The sequence below is a fragment of the Alteromonas sp. MTD1 genome, from assembly GCF_042848195.1.
Taxonomy (GTDB): domain Bacteria; phylum Pseudomonadota; class Gammaproteobacteria; order Enterobacterales; family Alteromonadaceae; genus Alteromonas.
In genome coordinates, this window is record NZ_BTGG01000003.1 from 214,130 (window position 1) to 230,251 (window position 16,122).

Consider the following 16,122-nt stretch of genomic DNA (forward strand, 5'->3'; position numbering starts at 1 on the left):
GAATTTCCTAAAACGTTAAAGCTGTTTTGCCATTTCTTCGGCGCGGGCCACAGCAGCTCGCATCGATTTACTTACAATGTCTTTCAACCCTTGGTCGATAAACGTGTTAACCGCTTCAGCTGTGGTACCGCCCTTTGATGTAACTTGGGCGCGAAGCTCACTTAATTCAAGGTCAGGGTTGTTACAAACCATTTCCGCCGCGCCTAACATGGCTTGTTGCACCATAAGCCGCGATTGCGCTTTATCAAAGCCCATGTTCATGGCTTCTTCTTGCATATTTTGAAGGAATAAGAAGAAATAAGCAGGGCTGCTGCCCGCTGCAGCGATTACGCCATTAATGCCATCTTCTTGGTCTACCCAAACGGTCTCGCCAACGCTATTCATTACGTCATCTACATACTGACGGTCAGACTGTGACACTGTGCTATCGGCATACATACCTGACATGCCTTTGCCCAACAAACTAGGTGTGTTTGGCATAATACGCACTACAGGGTATTCGCCACCCAGCATTTCTTGTAAACGAGATACAGGCAGACCCGCAGCAATGCTCAAGAAAAGCTTGCCCGACAAATCGTTACTTTTTTGAAGTTCAGCACACATGTCGCCCATAATTTGGGGTTTTACTGCAAGCACAATGGCATCAGCAAACTGGCATGCTTCATCATTTGACTGTGTGGTGTGTATTCCGAACTCGGCTTTTAAACCATCAAGTTTTGGGGTAGACGGGTTAGCTGCCAAAATATTTTCTTTGGCATAACCTGATTTAATTAAACCACTGATGATGCTGCGGCTCATGTTACCCGCGCCAATAAATGCTAATTTTTTCTGTTGCATGTAAATCCTCTATGTTGATGTTCGTGAATGTGTAGCGCGCAAGATTTAAGTTCTGTGCTTCACTCAAGCTTTCTACTTGGCTTCAGCGCAGCCAACGAATCTCGAAACCGTTGCCTAATTTCGCTTACCAAATATAGCAGTACCAATACGCACCATAGTTGAACCGTTTTCTATGGCTTCAACCATATCGCCACTCATTCCTACGGATAGGGTATCAAAATTGCTCAGCGATGTGTGGTAATGGTCGAATAATTCCTTTAGCTTACCGAAAGTACGCTGTTGTTCTTCTTCAGTAGGGGTAGCTTTTGGAATCGCCATTAACCCGCGAAGCATTAGCTTGTCTTGTGACTGAATAAACGATACCAGTTCATCTAACGCTTCTGGCTTTACGCCTGACTTACTGTCTTCATCGTCAATGTTTAACTGAATACACACATTTAAAGGAGCTAGGTTGTCTGGTCTTTGTTCATTTAGCCTGCGCGCTATTTTTTCTCTATCGACAGATTGCACCCAGTCAAAGTGCTCAGCAACCACCTTGGTTTTGTTCGACTGAATGGGCCCTATCATATGCCATTCAATATCTGATAGATGAGCAAGTTCTTTCGTCTTTTCAACACCTTCCTGAACGTAGTTTTCACCGAACAATCGTTGTCCTGCGCTATACGCATCCATAATATCCGATACGGGTTTTGTTTTGCTAACTGCTAGCAATTTAACGGAATTTGGTGGACGATGTGCATTGGTAGCGGCTTGTTGGATTCCTTTTCGTGCGGAATTTAGTCTTTCTGCTATTGTTTGCATTATTCACCTTGTTTTGGAGAAGTGATTGTGGATATTACCGAACTTTTAGCCTTCAGTGTTAAGAATAACGCCTCTGATTTGCACTTGTCAGCAGGCTTGCCGCCCATTATTCGCGTTGACGGCGAAATGCGAAAACTCAATGTACCGGCCCTCGACCATAAGCAAGTTCACGCCCTCGTTTATGAAATCATGAACGACATGCAGCGTAAGGAATACGAAGAAAATCTTGAAACCGATTTCTCTTTTGAAGTAAGTGGTTTGTCTCGCTTCCGTGTAAACGCCTTCGTTCAAAACCGCGGTGCAGCGGCGGTATTGCGTACTATCCCAAGTAATGTTCTTACGCTTGACGATCTAGGCGCGCCAGAAATTTTCAAAGATATTATAAACCAGCCTACGGGCATTGTATTGGTAACCGGTGCTACTGGTTCTGGTAAAAGTACAACGCTTGCAGCCATGGTAGACCATATCAATACGCATAAACGTGAGCACATTCTTACCATTGAAGACCCTATTGAATTCGTTCACGAGAACAAACTTAGTTTGGTTAACCAACGTGAAGTGCACCGCGATACGCATTCTTTTAACAATGCGCTACGTTCAGCACTGCGTGAAGACCCCGATGTTATTCTGGTAGGTGAGTTACGTGACTTAGAAACTATCCGCCTTGCTATTTCAGCGGCAGAAACCGGTCACCTTGTGTTTGGTACGCTTCACACTAACTCGGCACCTAAAACTATCGACCGTATTATTGATGTATTCCCAGCTGAAGAAAAAGCCATGGTGCGCTCGATGTTGTCTGAATCACTACGCGCTGTAATTTCGCAAACCCTGCTTAAGAAAGTAGGTGGTGGGCGTGTTGCTGCTCATGAAATTATGGTGGGTATTCCTGCTATCAGAAACCTAATTCGTGAAGACAAAGTGCCGCAAATGTATTCGGTTATTCAAACAGGGCAGGCGCACGGTATGCAAACTATGGATCAGTGCCTACAGCGTTTAGTGGCTATGGGCGTTATTACCAAGCAAGACGCTGCTGAAAAGTCTATTGATAAACAAGCCATGAACAGTCTGTAGGAGCGACCATGCTAGATTCTCTTCTCCAAAAAATGGTCGACAATAATGCCTCTGACTTGTTTGTTACGGCAGGCTTTCCCGTAAGTGCAAAAATAAACGGTAAGCTTACGCCCATATCTGATGGCGCAACGTCTGAAGAGGCGTCCCTTTCGCTAGTGCACGAAGCTATGACTGAAAAGCAGCAGCAAGAGTTTCACAACTCTAAAGAGTGTAACTTTGCTATTGTGCGCGAAGGTATCGGCCGCTTTCGTTGCTCTGCGTTTTGGCAGCGCGATCAGGCTGGTATGGTGGTGCGTAGAATTGTTACCGAAATACCCAAAGCAGATGACTTAGGGCTACCGCCTGTTTTAAAAGATATCATTATGGCAAAACGCGGACTGGTGCTGTTTGTAGGTGGTACGGGTACGGGTAAATCAACGTCACTGGCAGCGTTAATTGGTCATAGAAACCAAAACTCTCATGGTCATATTCTTACCATTGAAGACCCCATCGAATTTGTTCACGAGCACAAGAATTGTGTAATTACACAGCGCGAGGTGGGTATTGATACTCAATCTTTCGATGATGCACTGAAAAGCTCATTACGTCAGGCACCTGACGTTATTCTTATTGGTGAAATTCGCTCTATGGAAACCATGGAATACGCCATGTCATTTGCTGACACGGGTCATTTGTGTGTGGCTACACTGCACGCCAATAACGCTAACCAAGCTATAGAGCGTATTATGCATTTGGCGCCGAAAGATCAGCACGACAAGCTTCGCTTCGATTTAAGCTTGAACATTCGCGCTATCGTGGCGCAGCAGCTTGTTCCTACGCCAGATGGAAAAGGCCGCGTTGCTGCCATTGAAATTTTGTTGAACTCGCCGTTGGTACGCGACCTTATTCAACGAAACGAGATTGGTGCACTTAAAGAGGCGATGAAAAAAGGCAAAGAGCAGGGCATGCAAAGCTTTGATATGGCGCTGTACGATCTGTATAAAGACGGCAGAATTGACATGGACCAAGCGCTGCATCACGCCGACTCGCCAAACGACTTACGCCTAATGATTAAACTAGATAAAAGTGATGGTTCTAGTTTGGGTACGTTATCAAATGTATCTATTGATATGGACGACTAATATCTTTAAAGGAAGAGTAGTTTCAGGAGCATTATTTGAAAAAGCTATTTTCGTCGCAAGATGCATTTGAGCTACAGGCAGTGCGTAGCGAGTTAGACGCACTGTCTATTCCGTATATGGTTAAAAACGAATTTGCCAGCGGTGCTATTGGCGAGTTGCCATGGCAAGACTCTCAGGTAGAGCTTTGGCTTATAGATGAGTCGTGGTATGCAAGGGCATCAAAAGTGGTTGAAGCCCTTTTTCTGAAGGCGAATGACGGTGTAACATCATCTGGTGTTGACTGGTTCTGCCAACACTGTGGCGAAGAAAATGGCGGTTCGTTCGAGATATGCTGGAGCTGCAATAAAGCAAGATAATTCAAGAAACGCGAGGTAGAAAGACTTCGTAGTTGAATCCAAAAACATCCCCAAACACCCGCTCAGAGGTTACTCGTATTGACTCTCGTTCCAGCTGGCAAAGATAACGCACGCCGAAACGCTATCCACTTTATCTTTCGTTAATTTCTTATAACCGCCCAATTCGAAGAGCATAGCTTTAGCGTCGGTGGTAGTAAGTCGCTCGTCGCATACTTCAACGGCTACACGAAAGCGACCATGTAAGCGATTAGCAAACTTTCGTGCGCGCTGCGTCATTTCCTGTTCGGTGCCATCCATGTTCAAAGGTAGCCCTACCACAACAACGTGCGGCTGCCATTCGTCATACAGCTTTTCAATGAGCGACCAATCAGGAATGCCGTCTCGCGCTTTAATGGCGGCAAGTGGTGACGCTGTTCCCGTGATCTCTTGCCCTACCGCAACACCAATGCTTTTTGTGCCGAAGTCGAATGCTAATACTGTGCGACTTCCCTGCTCAGGCATGACCAGCTCCAGGAGCAAGCTGCCACACATCAACACCAAGCTTATTTACTGTCGCCTGCCACTTTTTGTGCATTGGGGTTCGAAACAAGATTTCTTCATCGGCTTCAATGGTTAGCCATGCATTTTCCTGCATTTCTTTTTCAAGTTGGCCAGCGGTCCAGCCTGCGTAGCCAAGTGCAATTAATACGTCTTCTGGGCCTTCGTCTTTACCAATGGCGGTAAGGATATCTTTGGATGTGGTAACCATTACGTTCGGCGCCAATTTTAAACTTGATGCCCACGATTTTTGTTCAGCGTCTTGCGATGTGCTTTTTACAGTAATTTGCGGAGAATGCAGCACAAAACCGCGCTCTTGATTTACTGGTCCGCCAGCAAGCACAATCTGCTCGGCTTTGTCTTCAGACACGGTAAGATCTTTGTCGGTCTGTTCTAACAACTGTTTCACATTCATTGTAGAAGGCTGGTTTACCACAATCCCCATAGCGCCTTCGGCATTGTGTTCACATACGTAAATTAATGATCGAGAAAAGTAAGGATCGTCCAAGCTTGGCATGGCAACCAAGAAGTGATTCTGTAAACTTTTCATTTCTGTCATAGTGCTTTTCTCAATGTATCGCTAAGATAGCCTCAGCGTATGTTATTTACTGGTTAAACGTTTTTCGATAGCGTCGAACAGTGCACCCATAATATCAACGTCGAATGCCGCTTCTATCTCTCGTACGCAGGTGGGGCTGGTAATATTAATTTCAGTAATTTTGTTACCAATAACGTCAAGACCTACAAACATAATGTTATTAGCCTTGAGGGTGGGTGCAATAGCTTCAGCAAGCGCACGGTCGCTATCTGAAATGGGTTGAGGGCGACCGGTACCGCCTGCCGCTAAATTACCTCGTGTTTCGCCCTTAGTAGGCAAACGAGCAAGACAGTAAGGCATAACTTCGCCGTCAACAATCAGTACGCGCTTGTCGCCGTCTTTAATTTCGGGCAAGTATTCTTGTACCATCATGTAGCGCGTGCCAAGCTTGGTCAGCGTTTCAATGATTACGCCCAAGTTATTGCCGTCGGGTTTCACCCGAAAAATAGATGCGCCACCCATGCCATCTAGGGGCTTACAAATAATGTCTTGGTGCTTGGCGTGGAATTCGCGAATAAGGGTCTGATTATTCGACACCAATGTGCTTGGAATATGCTCTGGAAAGTAGCTTGTGAACAACTTCTCGTTGTAATCACGCAAGGCCTGTGGATTGTTGACTACCAAAGCGCCTGCATCCTGTGCTAATGACAGCATTTGCGTTGCATATAAAAACTCGCTGTCAAAAGGCGGGTCTTTACGCATAAGAAGAACATCAATATCGCCTAAATGAACTATGGCTTCGTCTTCTATGGTGTAAAAGTCGGACGGTTGATCTTTTACCGTAACAGTTTTTGCAATGCCCATTGGCTTACCATTATCAAAGAATAAGTCTTTTAATTCGAAGTAAACCACTTTTGCGCCGCGACGTTGCGCTTCAAGCATCATTGCGAAACTGGTGTCTTTATGCGGTTTAATATCCGCGATTGGGTCCATTATTACGCCAACGGTATATTGCATTATGTTCTCACTTCGGAATGTGGGTAAGGCATAGCGCGGCTTCGCGCATTTATTAACTATAGTTGATATGTTGGGGCATAAAAGCCCCAGTTCAAGCGTATTTTTGTTGCATGATTGCGCAAGCTTGGGTTTTATAAATCGCCGTGCTGCGCTTGAAGAATACTTAAACTTGTAATGGCGGCGGTTTCGGTTCGCAGAATACGAGGGCCTAAACTTGTCGACTGATAGCCGTTTTCATTGGCAAGGTGAATTTCAGCTTCTGACAAGCCTCCCTCTGGGCCAATTAACAAGCGGTAGCCTTGCGCATTGTAAGGTTGACGAGCAAGGCTTTGCTCGGCCCCTGGCGCTAAAACGAGACGTGTTGTGGTAGTAGAGCTGGCAAGCCACTGATTTAGTGAGACGGGCGCGTTCAACGTAGGAAGATAGTTTCTACCGCTTTGTTCACAAGCTCCAATAATGATTTTTTGCCACTGCTGCAGCTTCTTTTCCCAGCGAGCTTCATCTAGTTTTACCGTGCAGCGCTCGGTAATAATTGGTGTAATTTCAGTAACGCCAAGTTCAACGCTTTTCTGTAACACCGTGTCCATTCTATCGCCCTTCGACACGCCTTGACCGAGGTGTAAGTGAAGTGGAGATTCCTTTGCGATTGAAAGGCAGGCGTCTGCCTCAACGATGACTTTCTTGCGCTGAATACTGATAATTTGGGCGCTATACTCGTTTCCGTCACCATTAAAAAGCACAATTGGACGGTTGGGCTTTAGACGAAGCACAGTTGCAATATGATGGCCTGCATCATCTGTTAGCGTGAATTCTTGTTCTAGCGGAATAGGGTTGGGGTAATAAACTCGAGGTATGCGCATGCCAAACAGTATAGAAAAATTTTGGCCTTATGATACTTGTCACTAAACGTATGTTGCAACGCTGATTTGCATTGCTAGCAGAGAAGCGATGTTGAAATGGCGATGTACAAGTTAACAAAACCGCATAAACCATTGAGGGCAAATAGAAATGGTGTAGCTACAAATACAACATATCCGAAAGCACCTACACCATATTAAGCGGTATTTAGTTTACGGCGCCTTCTTCGGTGCGCGCATACTTGGTGTGCCTACCTTTATCTGTGCGTAAAGAGTACAAAAATAGACACAAAACAACTGAAAACAATGTGATGAGTAGCAACATGTGTGAGTCCTTTACTTTACATCGTATGCTAAAGCTCTTCGAAACCTAGTGCGCTTTGTTCCTGCTTTTTACTTAAGCATTTATTGAGTTGCGCGGTCTCGACGTACGACTTTAGTCTACTACTTTTTGTTTAAAAAAGCACCAATAAAAATAGCTTGTAGTTCTTACACTTCCGGTAAAAATTCCGAAAACACAAAGCTAACCAAGCCCATTAGAATTCGAGGAAAGTATCCACCGATTTAGTGACATTGATATTACAACTCAATAAAAATATCGCTACCGAAAAAGGGTGTTGCTACCCATACGTAAGTATGCGAAAAGTCGAATGAACTGAAATGTAAAATGCAGATCTATTAGGCTTTTGGATAAAAAGTACATAATTCGGCGCTTGCTCTATTGGTGTAAATTAAAATACCTGATACGGTGTTCAAACATTTACATATGCCCTTGTGCATGTGCGTTATGCAGCGTAGTACTTTGGCTTGGAAAATAATAAGGAACACATTATGGAAGAAAAATTATCGCTTTTTTCAGCAAGCAACATTGAAGGCTATATTAATGATTATGCTATTCCATGGGGCATAAACATCGCTATGGCGATTGCGATTTATGTTATTGGTAGACTTGTTGTTGGCTTTCTACTATCAGTATTCAGACGCTTAATGGCAAAGTCGAAATACGACAACATGCTGGTAGATTTCTTAGAGTCTATTCTAAGCGCCATTTTAATGCTATTCGTTATTGTGGCATCGCTTGATCAGCTAGGCGTAGATACCACATCACTCGTTGCTATTTTAGGTGCCGCTGGTCTAGCTATTGGTTTGTCACTACAAGACTCGCTGAAAAACTTCGCTGCAGGTGTCATGCTTCTTGTGTTTAAGCCATTCAAAGCGGGTGATTTTGTGGAAGCGGCTGGTACAGCTGGCTCTGTTAAGAAAATTGGTATTTTCACTTCTATTTTGAACACGCCTGACAACAAAGAAATTATTGTCCCTAACGGCAAAATTTATGGCGACAACATTACCAACTACTCAGCCAAAGACACGCGCCGTGTTGATATGGTTGTGGGTATTGGTTACGACGCAGACTTATTAAAAGCCAAAACCATTCTTCAAGAAATGGTAAAAGAAGATGAGCGTATTCTTGATGAACCAGCGCCAACGGTAGCTGTTTCTGAACTGGCTGACAGTAGCGTTAATTTTGTGGTTCGCCCATGGGTGAATTCTCCTGATTTTTGGGCGGTTAAGTGGGACTTTACCGAGAAGGTGAAACTGCGTTTCGACGAAGAAGGCATTTCTATTCCATTCCCACAAATGGATGTTCACTTGCACAAAGCAGACAGCGAGTAAGCTGTATTGCATCAAACAGAAAGCAAAAAAACGCCGCTAAATGCGGCGTTTTTTGTGTGAAAGGCAATCGTAATCGTTTGAATGGTTAGCGCGTACAACTAGGGCGGGATGGCGCTGCCTGGTAGTCTGCATAAGCGGCTTGCATGTTGGCTTGTAAGTTGTCGATACGTGTTTGCGGCGCCGGGTGAGTAGACAAGAATTCCATTGGTCTTTCACCACCACTTGCCGCGTCCATGTTTTGCCATAAATTAACAGACTGTCTTGGATCAAAGCCTGACTTCGCCATTAACTGAAGGCCAATCACGTCGGCTTCCGATTCATGCGTTCTACTAAATGGCAGCTGAACACCTACCTGCATGCCAAGACCAATGGCAGCCATGATAGGCCCTGATTGAGGTACTTCATTAGCCGCAAGCACTTGGCCTACAGCTTGTGACCCTACGTTAATCAGCGTTGATTGCGACATGCGCTCGTTGCCGTGCTCGGCAATAACATGACCTACTTCATGGCCTATAATGGCAGCTAGCTGATGCTGATTTTCAGCAACATTTAATATTCCGGTATAAACACCAATTTTACCGCCTGGCAGGGCAAACGCATTGATTTGTTCATCGTCAAAAACCACCACTTCCCATTCGCCGCCAAATACGGTAGAGGGTACCTGTGCTGTTATTGCATCCGCTACACATTGTACGTAGTTGTTACTTACAGATTTGTTCGAAATTTTTAGCTCTTCTTTCATACCCGTAAATGCCTGGCTGCCCATTTGTGCCAGCTGGTCTTCTGAGTACAGTAAAACTTGGTTGCGGCCAGTTGGCGACGTTGCGCATGCGGTTAGTGTAAGCACCGCTGCAATAACTGTCGATGTTGTGAATTTCAATTTCATGTGTGTTCCTTATCGTCTTTACTCGCCATTGGCTATCCGAATATTGCTATATAACTGCTACTTAATAGCTAGTACTTTTAGCAGAACTGGGCGTTAATTAAAATATTGTTGTATTGCTAGTTTATCACCATGGTGAATTCGAATGCACGGTTAAGCTTGCGCACGACTTTGTTTGTATTTGGTTAAGGTAACGTTCATCTACACTAAACTACATTGAAGCAGTCGGGCTTTTTACTGGAATACTATTATGACTGTTTCTCTATCTTCAGCGGCACTTTCCGCGGTATCTTCTTGTGTGTCTTTCGCGGTGCGTTTCACACACTTTTGTTCTGTCTTTTCTCGTCCTGCGAAGGTCAAACTACTCGGTTTAAGTGGCCTTATGTTGTTAATGAGCGGCTGCACCTCGGTAGGTGAAATATCTAACCAACAGCGAAATCAATTCGTTACTACGTTTTACGCTACCGTTGCCGATGTTAGGCCTATTCAGTTTGAATCTCACGCGCAAGAGGCAGCAGCTATGGGCGCTGTAGAAGGTGCACTTTTCAACTCTGGTGACGACGACATGCTCTTTTCCGCGCTTTTCGGTGCCGTTTTCAGCGGTATGGCGGTATCGCTTTTCGAAGGCGATTTAAATGGTTTAGAAGTGGGCTTAGAAGCGGTTGATGGTGATTACGTGATTGTAACAACAGAACAAGACAATCTAATGGTTGGGGATTGTGTGAGTGTGCGAGTAGGTAGCGAGGTGGAGATGTATCACGTGTCGCCCATATACTGCTCTAGCGACATCTGATTTCGTTCCTTAATTACTAAAACACTTTAACTATCAGACAGTTTCTTAACGTTTTGCCAAATTAATTTTTGTGTCATAAACTGGGGCTAATTTATACATAGAAGTTAGATGATTTTTCTGGTGTACTGGGTATAGATGCGTCAGCAGCATTTGTAAATGCTTACGAAAATAAAGTGGTATAAACAGTAGTTGCCGCATAGACGCCATAAAAAAGTACGACACAAATACAAAAAGGAAATAAAATGGCAGTGCGTAATAAGTTTAAGTATGGGTTACTTGCGTTTTTGGTTTCGGCGTCTCTTGCCGGCTGTGGTCTTGATGGTGACGATGGAGCACAAGGTGAGACTGGTGCGCAAGGTCCTCAAGGGGAGCAAGGCGAAGCAGGTGAAAACGGTGCAGACGGTACCGATGCATCTGTTGGTATTGCAATGGACGTTGTGGGTCGTGCATTTTTAGGTAATTCTGCCGCAGCTGAAATTGTTCAGTATCATGCTGCTACTACCACTATTTACGCAACCAACGGCGACACGAATACCATTTCAATTATTCCAGCTGCTGGTGTTTCAACAGCCACAATGGCTGACCCAATTAATACTACTACGCTTACGCCAACTAGCCTTAGCTTACCAGCAGATATAAATGGCGTTGCGCTTGGCAGCCTTACCAGCATTGCTATTAGTGGTGACCTAATGGCCGTAACCGTACCGGCAGCGGTAGCTACGGACAACGGTTATGTGCTTTTCTATAGCGGTTTAGATTCATCTGCACCTGCTTTCCTAGACTCTGTTGAAGTTGGCGCACTACCAGACATGGTTACTTTTACGCCTGACGGTGGCAAAGTATTAGTGGCAAACGAAGGTGAACCTTCTGGCGACTACACCATTGACCCAGTTGGTTCTGTTACCGTAATCAACATTCTTGCAAGCGGTGAGCCTGAAGAAACAGGCACAACGGTTGGCTTTACTGCATTCAACGGTTCGCAAGCTGACTTAATGGCGCAGGGCATGATGTTCCCTAATCCTTCTGGTCGCACAATTAACGGTACTGCCATTGCTACAACGGTAGCGCAGGACCTTGAACCCGAATACATTACAGCAACAAATGATGTTGCTTATGTAAGCCTTCAAGAAAATAACGGCCTTGCAGTGATTGACCTGGAAGAGCTAACGGTTGATGTTGTAGGCCTTGGCACCAAATCATGGGCTGGTCTTAACATTGATGTTCAAGAAGACGGTTCGGTAAGTTTCGGTCAATACACTGGTTTATATGGTGTATATCAGCCGGATACCATTGCTAACTTCACTTGGAAAGATGCAACGTTCGTAGTAACTGCAAACGAAGGTGATGCGCGTGAGTATTTCTTTGCGGCAGCAGATGCAACAGCGTGTACTGCAGCGGGTGGTCTTGAGTTTGATGCTGATGACGGCTGCTTAGCGTATACCGACGAAGCACGAGTATCAGATCTTACAGCTGAGGCTAATTCTGAACTTGCTATGCTGCAAGCTACTGGCGAAGCTGACGATTTACGCGTTACTACAGCCATGGGCGATATGGATGGCGACGGTGAATTTGACGCGGCGTATGCTTACGGTGCTCGTTCATTTACTATCTGGGATCAAAACGGCCTTGTGGTATACGATTCAGGTGATGACTTTGAGCGTATCACGGCATCTGTTCACGGCGAACTGTTTAACAACGGTGATGACGAAAACGCAGGCGACTCGCGTTCAGAAAATAAAGGTCCAGAGCCAGAAGCGCTGACAGTGGGTCAAGTGGGCGACCGTACGTATGCCTTTATCGGCACAGAACGTATGGGCGGTATCTTTGTATACGACGTTACTAACCCTTACGATGTGCAGTTCTCAGAGTATGTAATTAACCGTGACCTAACAGAAGGCCTTACAGCTGACAACGTAATTGGCGACCTAGCACCAGAAAGCCTAGTGTTCGTAAGTGCTGAAGACAGCCCAAGCGGCGTGCCACTTCTTATCGTGGGTAATGAAGTTAGCGGTACCGTTACCGTATGGCAAATTAACCAGCTATAATTGAATCGTTCACATGCGTTAAGTGTTACGTAGTTTAAAAGCCTCGCAAATCTGCGAGGCTTTTTACGTTTTAGTCCACGTGATTGTGTGCTAATAGTTACAGCGCAATCCGTTTTGAGGTAAGCTATGACGCATAATACGGGGATATAGAGTTAAGCTCTTGTATCTCTGACAGATAAAATTTATACAGCAATGCATCGCGCAGTATTTGCCTGAACGCTTTTTCTTTGTATGCAGGTGGGTTGCTTAAAGGAAAAAAGAGAACGGTTATGTCTCATCAAGTTGTTATTAGTGGTGTGGGTGTATGGCACCCTCAAGAGAGTATTACCAACGAAGAGCTTGTAAATAGCTACAATGCTTACGTTGACGCATTTAACAATGAAAACCAATCAAAAATAGAGGCTGGCGAAATGAGCGCTATGCCATACTCTAGCGCAGAGTTTGTCGAAAAAGCATCAGGCATTAAGAGCCGTTATATCTATAAAAAAGAAGGCGCGTTAGACATTGCGCGAATGAAGCCTAAGATTGAGCCTAGGGCTGACGATGAGCTTTCACATCAGGCCGAAATTGCCGTTGAGGCAGCTAAACTTGCCTTAGCGTCTGCGAATCTGGAAGGTAGCGACATTGATGCTGTCATTGTGTCATGTGCCTACACACAGCGTGCCTATCCAGCTATCGCTATAGAAGTGCAAGAAGCACTGAACATTGAAGGTTTTGGTTTTGATATGCTGGTAGCTTGCTCGGCTGCTACGTTCGGTATGCACCGTGCCTATGAAATGCTGTGTGCTGGCAACGCCAAGCGCGTGTTGGTGATAAACCCAGAGCTGGTGTCACCACAAATTAATTACACCGACAGAGACAGCCACTTTATCTTCGGCGATGTGTCTACTGCTACCGTGCTGGAGTTAGCTGAAACAGCAAAAGGTGAGCACGTTTATGATGTGTTAAGCACAAAGGCACTGACTAAGTTCTCAAATAACATTCGCTCTAACTTCGGTTACATGACGCGGGCTGAAGACGTCGACCCATATGGACCAGATAAGCTATTTCATCAGGCTGGACGCAAAGTATTTAAAGAAGTGTGTCCTTTGGCAGCAGCGCACATAGAATCACACCTAGCAAGTCACGATATAACGCCTGAAGGCGTTAAGCGTTGGTGGTTACACCAAGCCAATATCAATATGAATACGTTGATTTGCAAACGCCTATTGGGGCGTGAAGCAAACCGAGAAGAAGCACCTATTGTGCTTGATGAGTTTGCGAACACCGCATCAGCTGGCTCGGTCATTGCTTTTGGTCTAAATCACAAAGACTTGGTTTCTGGTGATGTTGGCGTGTTGTGCTCGTTTGGTGCGGGTTACTCCATAGGGTCTTTGGTTATTCGCAAGCGCTAAGTAAGTGTAAACACGGCGCGCTTTGTGTATTTCGCCGAAGAAAGTTCGCGTTATACACTAAGCGTGGTGAATAACACTGCATTAAGCCGCCCAATTAAAAACACGATAAGGGTGAGAAAGGGATGATTTCAGATATAGGCTATACACTTAATAGCCTAGCGCATTTGGTGCTGCTACTGCTATTGCTTACCGTAAGAAAGCCTGGTGTGGCAAAGCACTTGTTGGTGTTAGCAACTGCTGCAACCTTTGTTTGGTCATCAAGTCTTATCACCTTTTTATTCGGCCCCATTGCCCTTACCGGCCTGTTAAGTGCCGATATACTCAAGCAATTGGCATGGCTGCTCTTCCTAGCAGCCTGTATTCAAACCAACTTTAAAAGCTTTTCTGACGTTATTAAACGTCCTGCCACTTTAATTATTTTAGCGCCTGCTGTTGCCGCACTACTGGCGCCCTATTTGTTAGCGGTGAACCCCGCGTGGAGCTTCTTAGCGTTAATTGTATTGTCGCTTGAGGTGCTGGTGCTGCTTGAGGTTGTCTACCGCCAAGCGGGCAGGGAACAGTGGGCATTCAAACCGCTCATTATTTATCTTGGCGCTACTAACCTATTTGAATTCGTGACTTATGCCAATGCCACAATGGTGAATCAGGTTGAAATAGGTTACATCGCTGCACGTGGCTATATCTATTTCTTGCTTATGCCTCTTTTGGTTATTTCTATCCGTCGTATTCAAAACTGGGGTATTGATATATTTATCTCTCGCGATGTGGTGCTTCACAGTTCATTACTGTTAGTGGCGGGTGGATATCTGTTTGTTATGGCTATTGTAGGATACGCCATCAATTATCTTGGCGGTAATTGGGGAGCAACAGTACAGATTATCCTTGTGGTCATGTCGTTCGCACTGCTTGCAACGGTTTTCTTGTCTACCGCTTTTAGAACCAAAATTAAAATATTCATCACTAAACATTTCTTCGCTAATCAGTTCGACTATCGAGTAGAGTGGGTAAAGCTGACACAGTGGCTTACACGCACAGGTGGGAGTACTTCAGATGTCTATCATACGGGCCTTACTGGCATGCTAAACGCCATACAGTATGAGTCTGGTGAACTGTACAAAATGACAAACGATGGTTTCGAGCAAGTAGCTAAAGAGCAGCCGTCAGTAGACGCAGGCAATGAAAGTAATAAAGGTGATGAAGGCAAGAAAGAGAACACCTTGGCTATTTTACATGCCCTTGCACAGTACAGCGGTAACAACGGTTGGATTATTGATACCGATGCATACCAAGTAAAACCGTTCGATTATGATGGGCTAAAGCTAGATAGAAACGCGCTAAAGCACTATGGGTATCAACTTTTCGTGCCCTTTACAAAAGACGGCGGCCTGTGGGGCTTTGCGGTTTTGGCGTCGGGTGATAAAGAGAAAATAAATTTAAACTGGGAGTTGAAAGACTACCTGACCGCGGTATCAGAACAAGTGGGCACGTATATTCAGCACTACGAAGCCGCACAAGTGGTTGCCGAAAATGCACAGTTTGCAGCGTTTAATCGCATGTCGGCGTTTGTACTTCACGACCTTAAAAACGTGCTTGCGCAGGTAGATTTAATTCTTGCTAATGCCCAGCAGCACAAACACAACCCAGAATTTATTGAAGACACCTTTGAAACCCTTGAGCATACCAAAGCTAGAATGGAAAAAATGCTTAAGCAGCTTACCGACAAAAAAGCAGTAGAAGAGGGCGTTAACGACGAGTTTTTACTCTCTGAAATTGCAGATGACGTGGTGACGAAAAGGTGTGGCGGCTTAGCGCCTATCCCAACTGTTCACGTGCTTAGCGAGTCGTCGGTAGTGGTAGATAAAGACAAAGTAGCCAACGTGCTGTATCACTTAATAAGTAATGCGCAACAGGCCACCGACGATAGTGGAACCGTTGATGTTGTGGTTACCACTGATAATCACAATAATGCGCAGCTAGTAATGATTGAGGACACGGGTATTGGAATGGATAAAGCGTTTATTGAAGAACGCCTTTTCAAGCCATTTGATACCACCAAAGGCAATGCCGGCATGGGTATTGGTGCCTACGACGCGAAAACCTACATTGAATCGATAGGTGGGAAGTTAGTAGTGCAAAGCGAGCCAGGCAAAGGGAGCTGTTTTACTCTGCACTTTCCGTTAGGATAGTAGGGCGGAATT

15 protein-coding genes are annotated in these 16,122 nt (G+C 45.0%); 8 read left to right on the forward strand and 7 right to left on the reverse strand.

The annotated features are described in order from the left end of the window. Positions 1-15: 15 nt before the first annotated feature. Both proC and ACGHAV_RS05405 read right to left on the reverse strand, forming a co-directional pair. Positions 16-837 (reverse strand): pyrroline-5-carboxylate reductase, encoded by an 822-nt coding sequence (gene proC / locus ACGHAV_RS05400; protein ID WP_334013642.1) that lies wholly within the window; start codon positions 835-837, stop codon positions 16-18. A 114-nt stretch (positions 838-951) separates the two neighbouring features. Further along, positions 952-1,638: a YggS family pyridoxal phosphate-dependent enzyme gene (locus tag ACGHAV_RS05405; protein WP_390377465.1), complete on the reverse strand. Its 687-nt coding sequence runs from the start codon at positions 1,636-1,638 to the stop codon at positions 952-954. 27 nt (positions 1,639-1,665) lie between these two features. On the opposite strand from ACGHAV_RS05405, the gene ACGHAV_RS05410 reads away from it, so the two are divergent. The 3 genes from ACGHAV_RS05410 to ACGHAV_RS05420 are packed head-to-tail and all read left to right on the forward strand — an operon-like array spanning position 1,666 to position 4,186. Next, positions 1,666-2,709 carry a type IV pilus twitching motility protein PilT gene (locus ACGHAV_RS05410; RefSeq protein WP_390377468.1) on the forward strand — a complete coding sequence of 348 codons (1,044 nt, stop codon included), beginning with the start codon at positions 1,666-1,668 and terminating at the stop codon, positions 2,707-2,709. Between the two features lie 8 nt (positions 2,710-2,717). Further along, positions 2,718-3,830, forward strand: coding sequence for a PilT/PilU family type 4a pilus ATPase (locus tag ACGHAV_RS05415; protein WP_390377471.1), 1,113 nt, complete (start codon positions 2,718-2,720; stop codon positions 3,828-3,830). 35 nt (positions 3,831-3,865) lie between these two features. Further along, positions 3,866-4,186, forward strand: coding sequence for a DUF2007 domain-containing protein (locus ACGHAV_RS05420; protein WP_390377474.1), 321 nt, complete (start codon positions 3,866-3,868; stop codon positions 4,184-4,186). 69 nt (positions 4,187-4,255) lie between these two features. On the opposite strand, the gene ruvX is transcribed toward ACGHAV_RS05420, so the two are convergent. The 4 genes from ruvX to ACGHAV_RS05440 all read right to left on the reverse strand — a co-directional run bounded on the left by ruvX (position 4,256) and on the right by ACGHAV_RS05440 (position 7,138). Then, positions 4,256-4,687 carry a Holliday junction resolvase RuvX gene (ruvX, locus tag ACGHAV_RS05425; RefSeq protein ID WP_334013636.1) on the reverse strand — a complete coding sequence of 144 codons (432 nt, stop codon included), beginning with the start codon at positions 4,685-4,687 and terminating at the stop codon, positions 4,256-4,258. Beyond that, positions 4,680-5,282: a YqgE/AlgH family protein gene (locus ACGHAV_RS05430; protein WP_390377478.1), complete on the reverse strand. Its 603-nt coding sequence runs from the start codon at positions 5,280-5,282 to the stop codon at positions 4,680-4,682. The genes ruvX and ACGHAV_RS05430 overlap by 8 nt, the downstream gene beginning before the upstream one ends. 42 nt (positions 5,283-5,324) lie before the next feature. Then, positions 5,325-6,278: a glutathione synthase gene (gshB, locus tag ACGHAV_RS05435; protein ID WP_390377481.1), complete on the reverse strand. Its 954-nt coding sequence runs from the start codon at positions 6,276-6,278 to the stop codon at positions 5,325-5,327. 131 nt (positions 6,279-6,409) lie between these two features. Next, the gene (locus tag ACGHAV_RS05440; protein WP_334013632.1) at positions 6,410-7,138 is read right to left on the reverse strand and encodes a 16S rRNA (uracil(1498)-N(3))-methyltransferase; all 729 of its coding nucleotides are present in this window, start codon (positions 7,136-7,138) and stop codon (positions 6,410-6,412) included. 828 nt (positions 7,139-7,966) lie between these two features. On the opposite strand from ACGHAV_RS05440, the gene ACGHAV_RS05445 reads away from it, so the two are divergent. Beyond that, positions 7,967-8,809, forward strand: coding sequence for a mechanosensitive ion channel family protein (locus tag ACGHAV_RS05445; protein WP_390377484.1), 843 nt, complete (start codon positions 7,967-7,969; stop codon positions 8,807-8,809). Between the two features lie 85 nt (positions 8,810-8,894). Here ACGHAV_RS05445 and ACGHAV_RS05450 read toward each other — a convergent pair whose 3' ends face one another. After that, entirely contained in the window at positions 8,895-9,695 is an 801-nt protein-coding gene (locus ACGHAV_RS05450) for a M48 family metallopeptidase (protein ID WP_390377487.1), read from the reverse strand. Positions 9,696-9,942: 247 nt separating this feature from the next. Here ACGHAV_RS05450 and ACGHAV_RS05455 point away from each other — a divergent pair, with 247 nt between their 5' ends. The 4 genes from ACGHAV_RS05455 (at position 9,943) to prsK (ending at position 16,110) form a co-directional block, all read left to right on the forward strand. Continuing rightward, positions 9,943-10,485 (forward strand): hypothetical protein, encoded by a 543-nt coding sequence (locus tag ACGHAV_RS05455; RefSeq protein WP_390377489.1) that lies wholly within the window; start codon positions 9,943-9,945, stop codon positions 10,483-10,485. A gap of 242 nt (positions 10,486-10,727) precedes the next feature. Next, positions 10,728-12,530 carry a choice-of-anchor I family protein gene (locus ACGHAV_RS05460; RefSeq protein ID WP_390377492.1) on the forward strand — a complete coding sequence of 601 codons (1,803 nt, stop codon included), beginning with the start codon at positions 10,728-10,730 and terminating at the stop codon, positions 12,528-12,530. Positions 12,531-12,799: 269 nt separating this feature from the next. Beyond that, the gene (locus tag ACGHAV_RS05465; protein WP_390377495.1) at positions 12,800-13,924 is read left to right on the forward strand and encodes a beta-ketoacyl-ACP synthase III; all 1,125 of its coding nucleotides are present in this window, start codon (positions 12,800-12,802) and stop codon (positions 13,922-13,924) included. 122 nt (positions 13,925-14,046) lie between these two features. Continuing rightward, complete coding sequence (gene prsK / locus ACGHAV_RS05470) at positions 14,047-16,110, forward strand: XrtA/PEP-CTERM system histidine kinase PrsK (RefSeq protein WP_390377498.1); 2,064 nt, start codon at positions 14,047-14,049, stop codon at positions 16,108-16,110. The last annotated feature ends 12 nt before the right edge of the window (positions 16,111-16,122 follow it).

Excerpts from the sequence above, each read along its gene's own strand:
- proC (WP_334013642.1), bottom strand. The coding sequence starts at position 837 with ATGCAACAGAAAAAATTAGCATTTATTGGCGCGGGTAACATGAGCCGC.
- ACGHAV_RS05405 (WP_390377465.1), bottom strand. The coding sequence starts at position 1,638 with ATGCAAACAATAGCAGAAAGACTAAATTCCGCACGAAAAGGAATCCAA.
- ACGHAV_RS05415 (WP_390377471.1), top strand. The coding sequence starts at position 2,718 with ATGCTAGATTCTCTTCTCCAAAAAATGGTCGACAATAATGCCTCTGAC.
- ruvX (WP_334013636.1), bottom strand. The coding sequence starts at position 4,687 with ATGCCTGAGCAGGGAAGTCGCACAGTATTAGCATTCGACTTCGGCACA.
- ACGHAV_RS05430 (WP_390377478.1), bottom strand. The coding sequence starts at position 5,282 with ATGACAGAAATGAAAAGTTTACAGAATCACTTCTTGGTTGCCATGCCA.
- gshB (WP_390377481.1), bottom strand. The coding sequence starts at position 6,278 with ATGCAATATACCGTTGGCGTAATAATGGACCCAATCGCGGATATTAAA.
- ACGHAV_RS05440 (WP_334013632.1), bottom strand. The coding sequence starts at position 7,138 with ATGCGCATACCTCGAGTTTATTACCCCAACCCTATTCCGCTAGAACAA.
- ACGHAV_RS05445 (WP_390377484.1), top strand. The coding sequence starts at position 7,967 with ATGGAAGAAAAATTATCGCTTTTTTCAGCAAGCAACATTGAAGGCTAT.
- ACGHAV_RS05450 (WP_390377487.1), bottom strand. The coding sequence starts at position 9,695 with ATGAAATTGAAATTCACAACATCGACAGTTATTGCAGCGGTGCTTACA.
- ACGHAV_RS05455 (WP_390377489.1), top strand. The coding sequence starts at position 9,943 with ATGACTGTTTCTCTATCTTCAGCGGCACTTTCCGCGGTATCTTCTTGT.
- ACGHAV_RS05460 (WP_390377492.1), top strand. The coding sequence starts at position 10,728 with ATGGCAGTGCGTAATAAGTTTAAGTATGGGTTACTTGCGTTTTTGGTT.
- ACGHAV_RS05465 (WP_390377495.1), top strand. The coding sequence starts at position 12,800 with ATGTCTCATCAAGTTGTTATTAGTGGTGTGGGTGTATGGCACCCTCAA.
- prsK (WP_390377498.1), top strand. The coding sequence starts at position 14,047 with ATGATTTCAGATATAGGCTATACACTTAATAGCCTAGCGCATTTGGTG.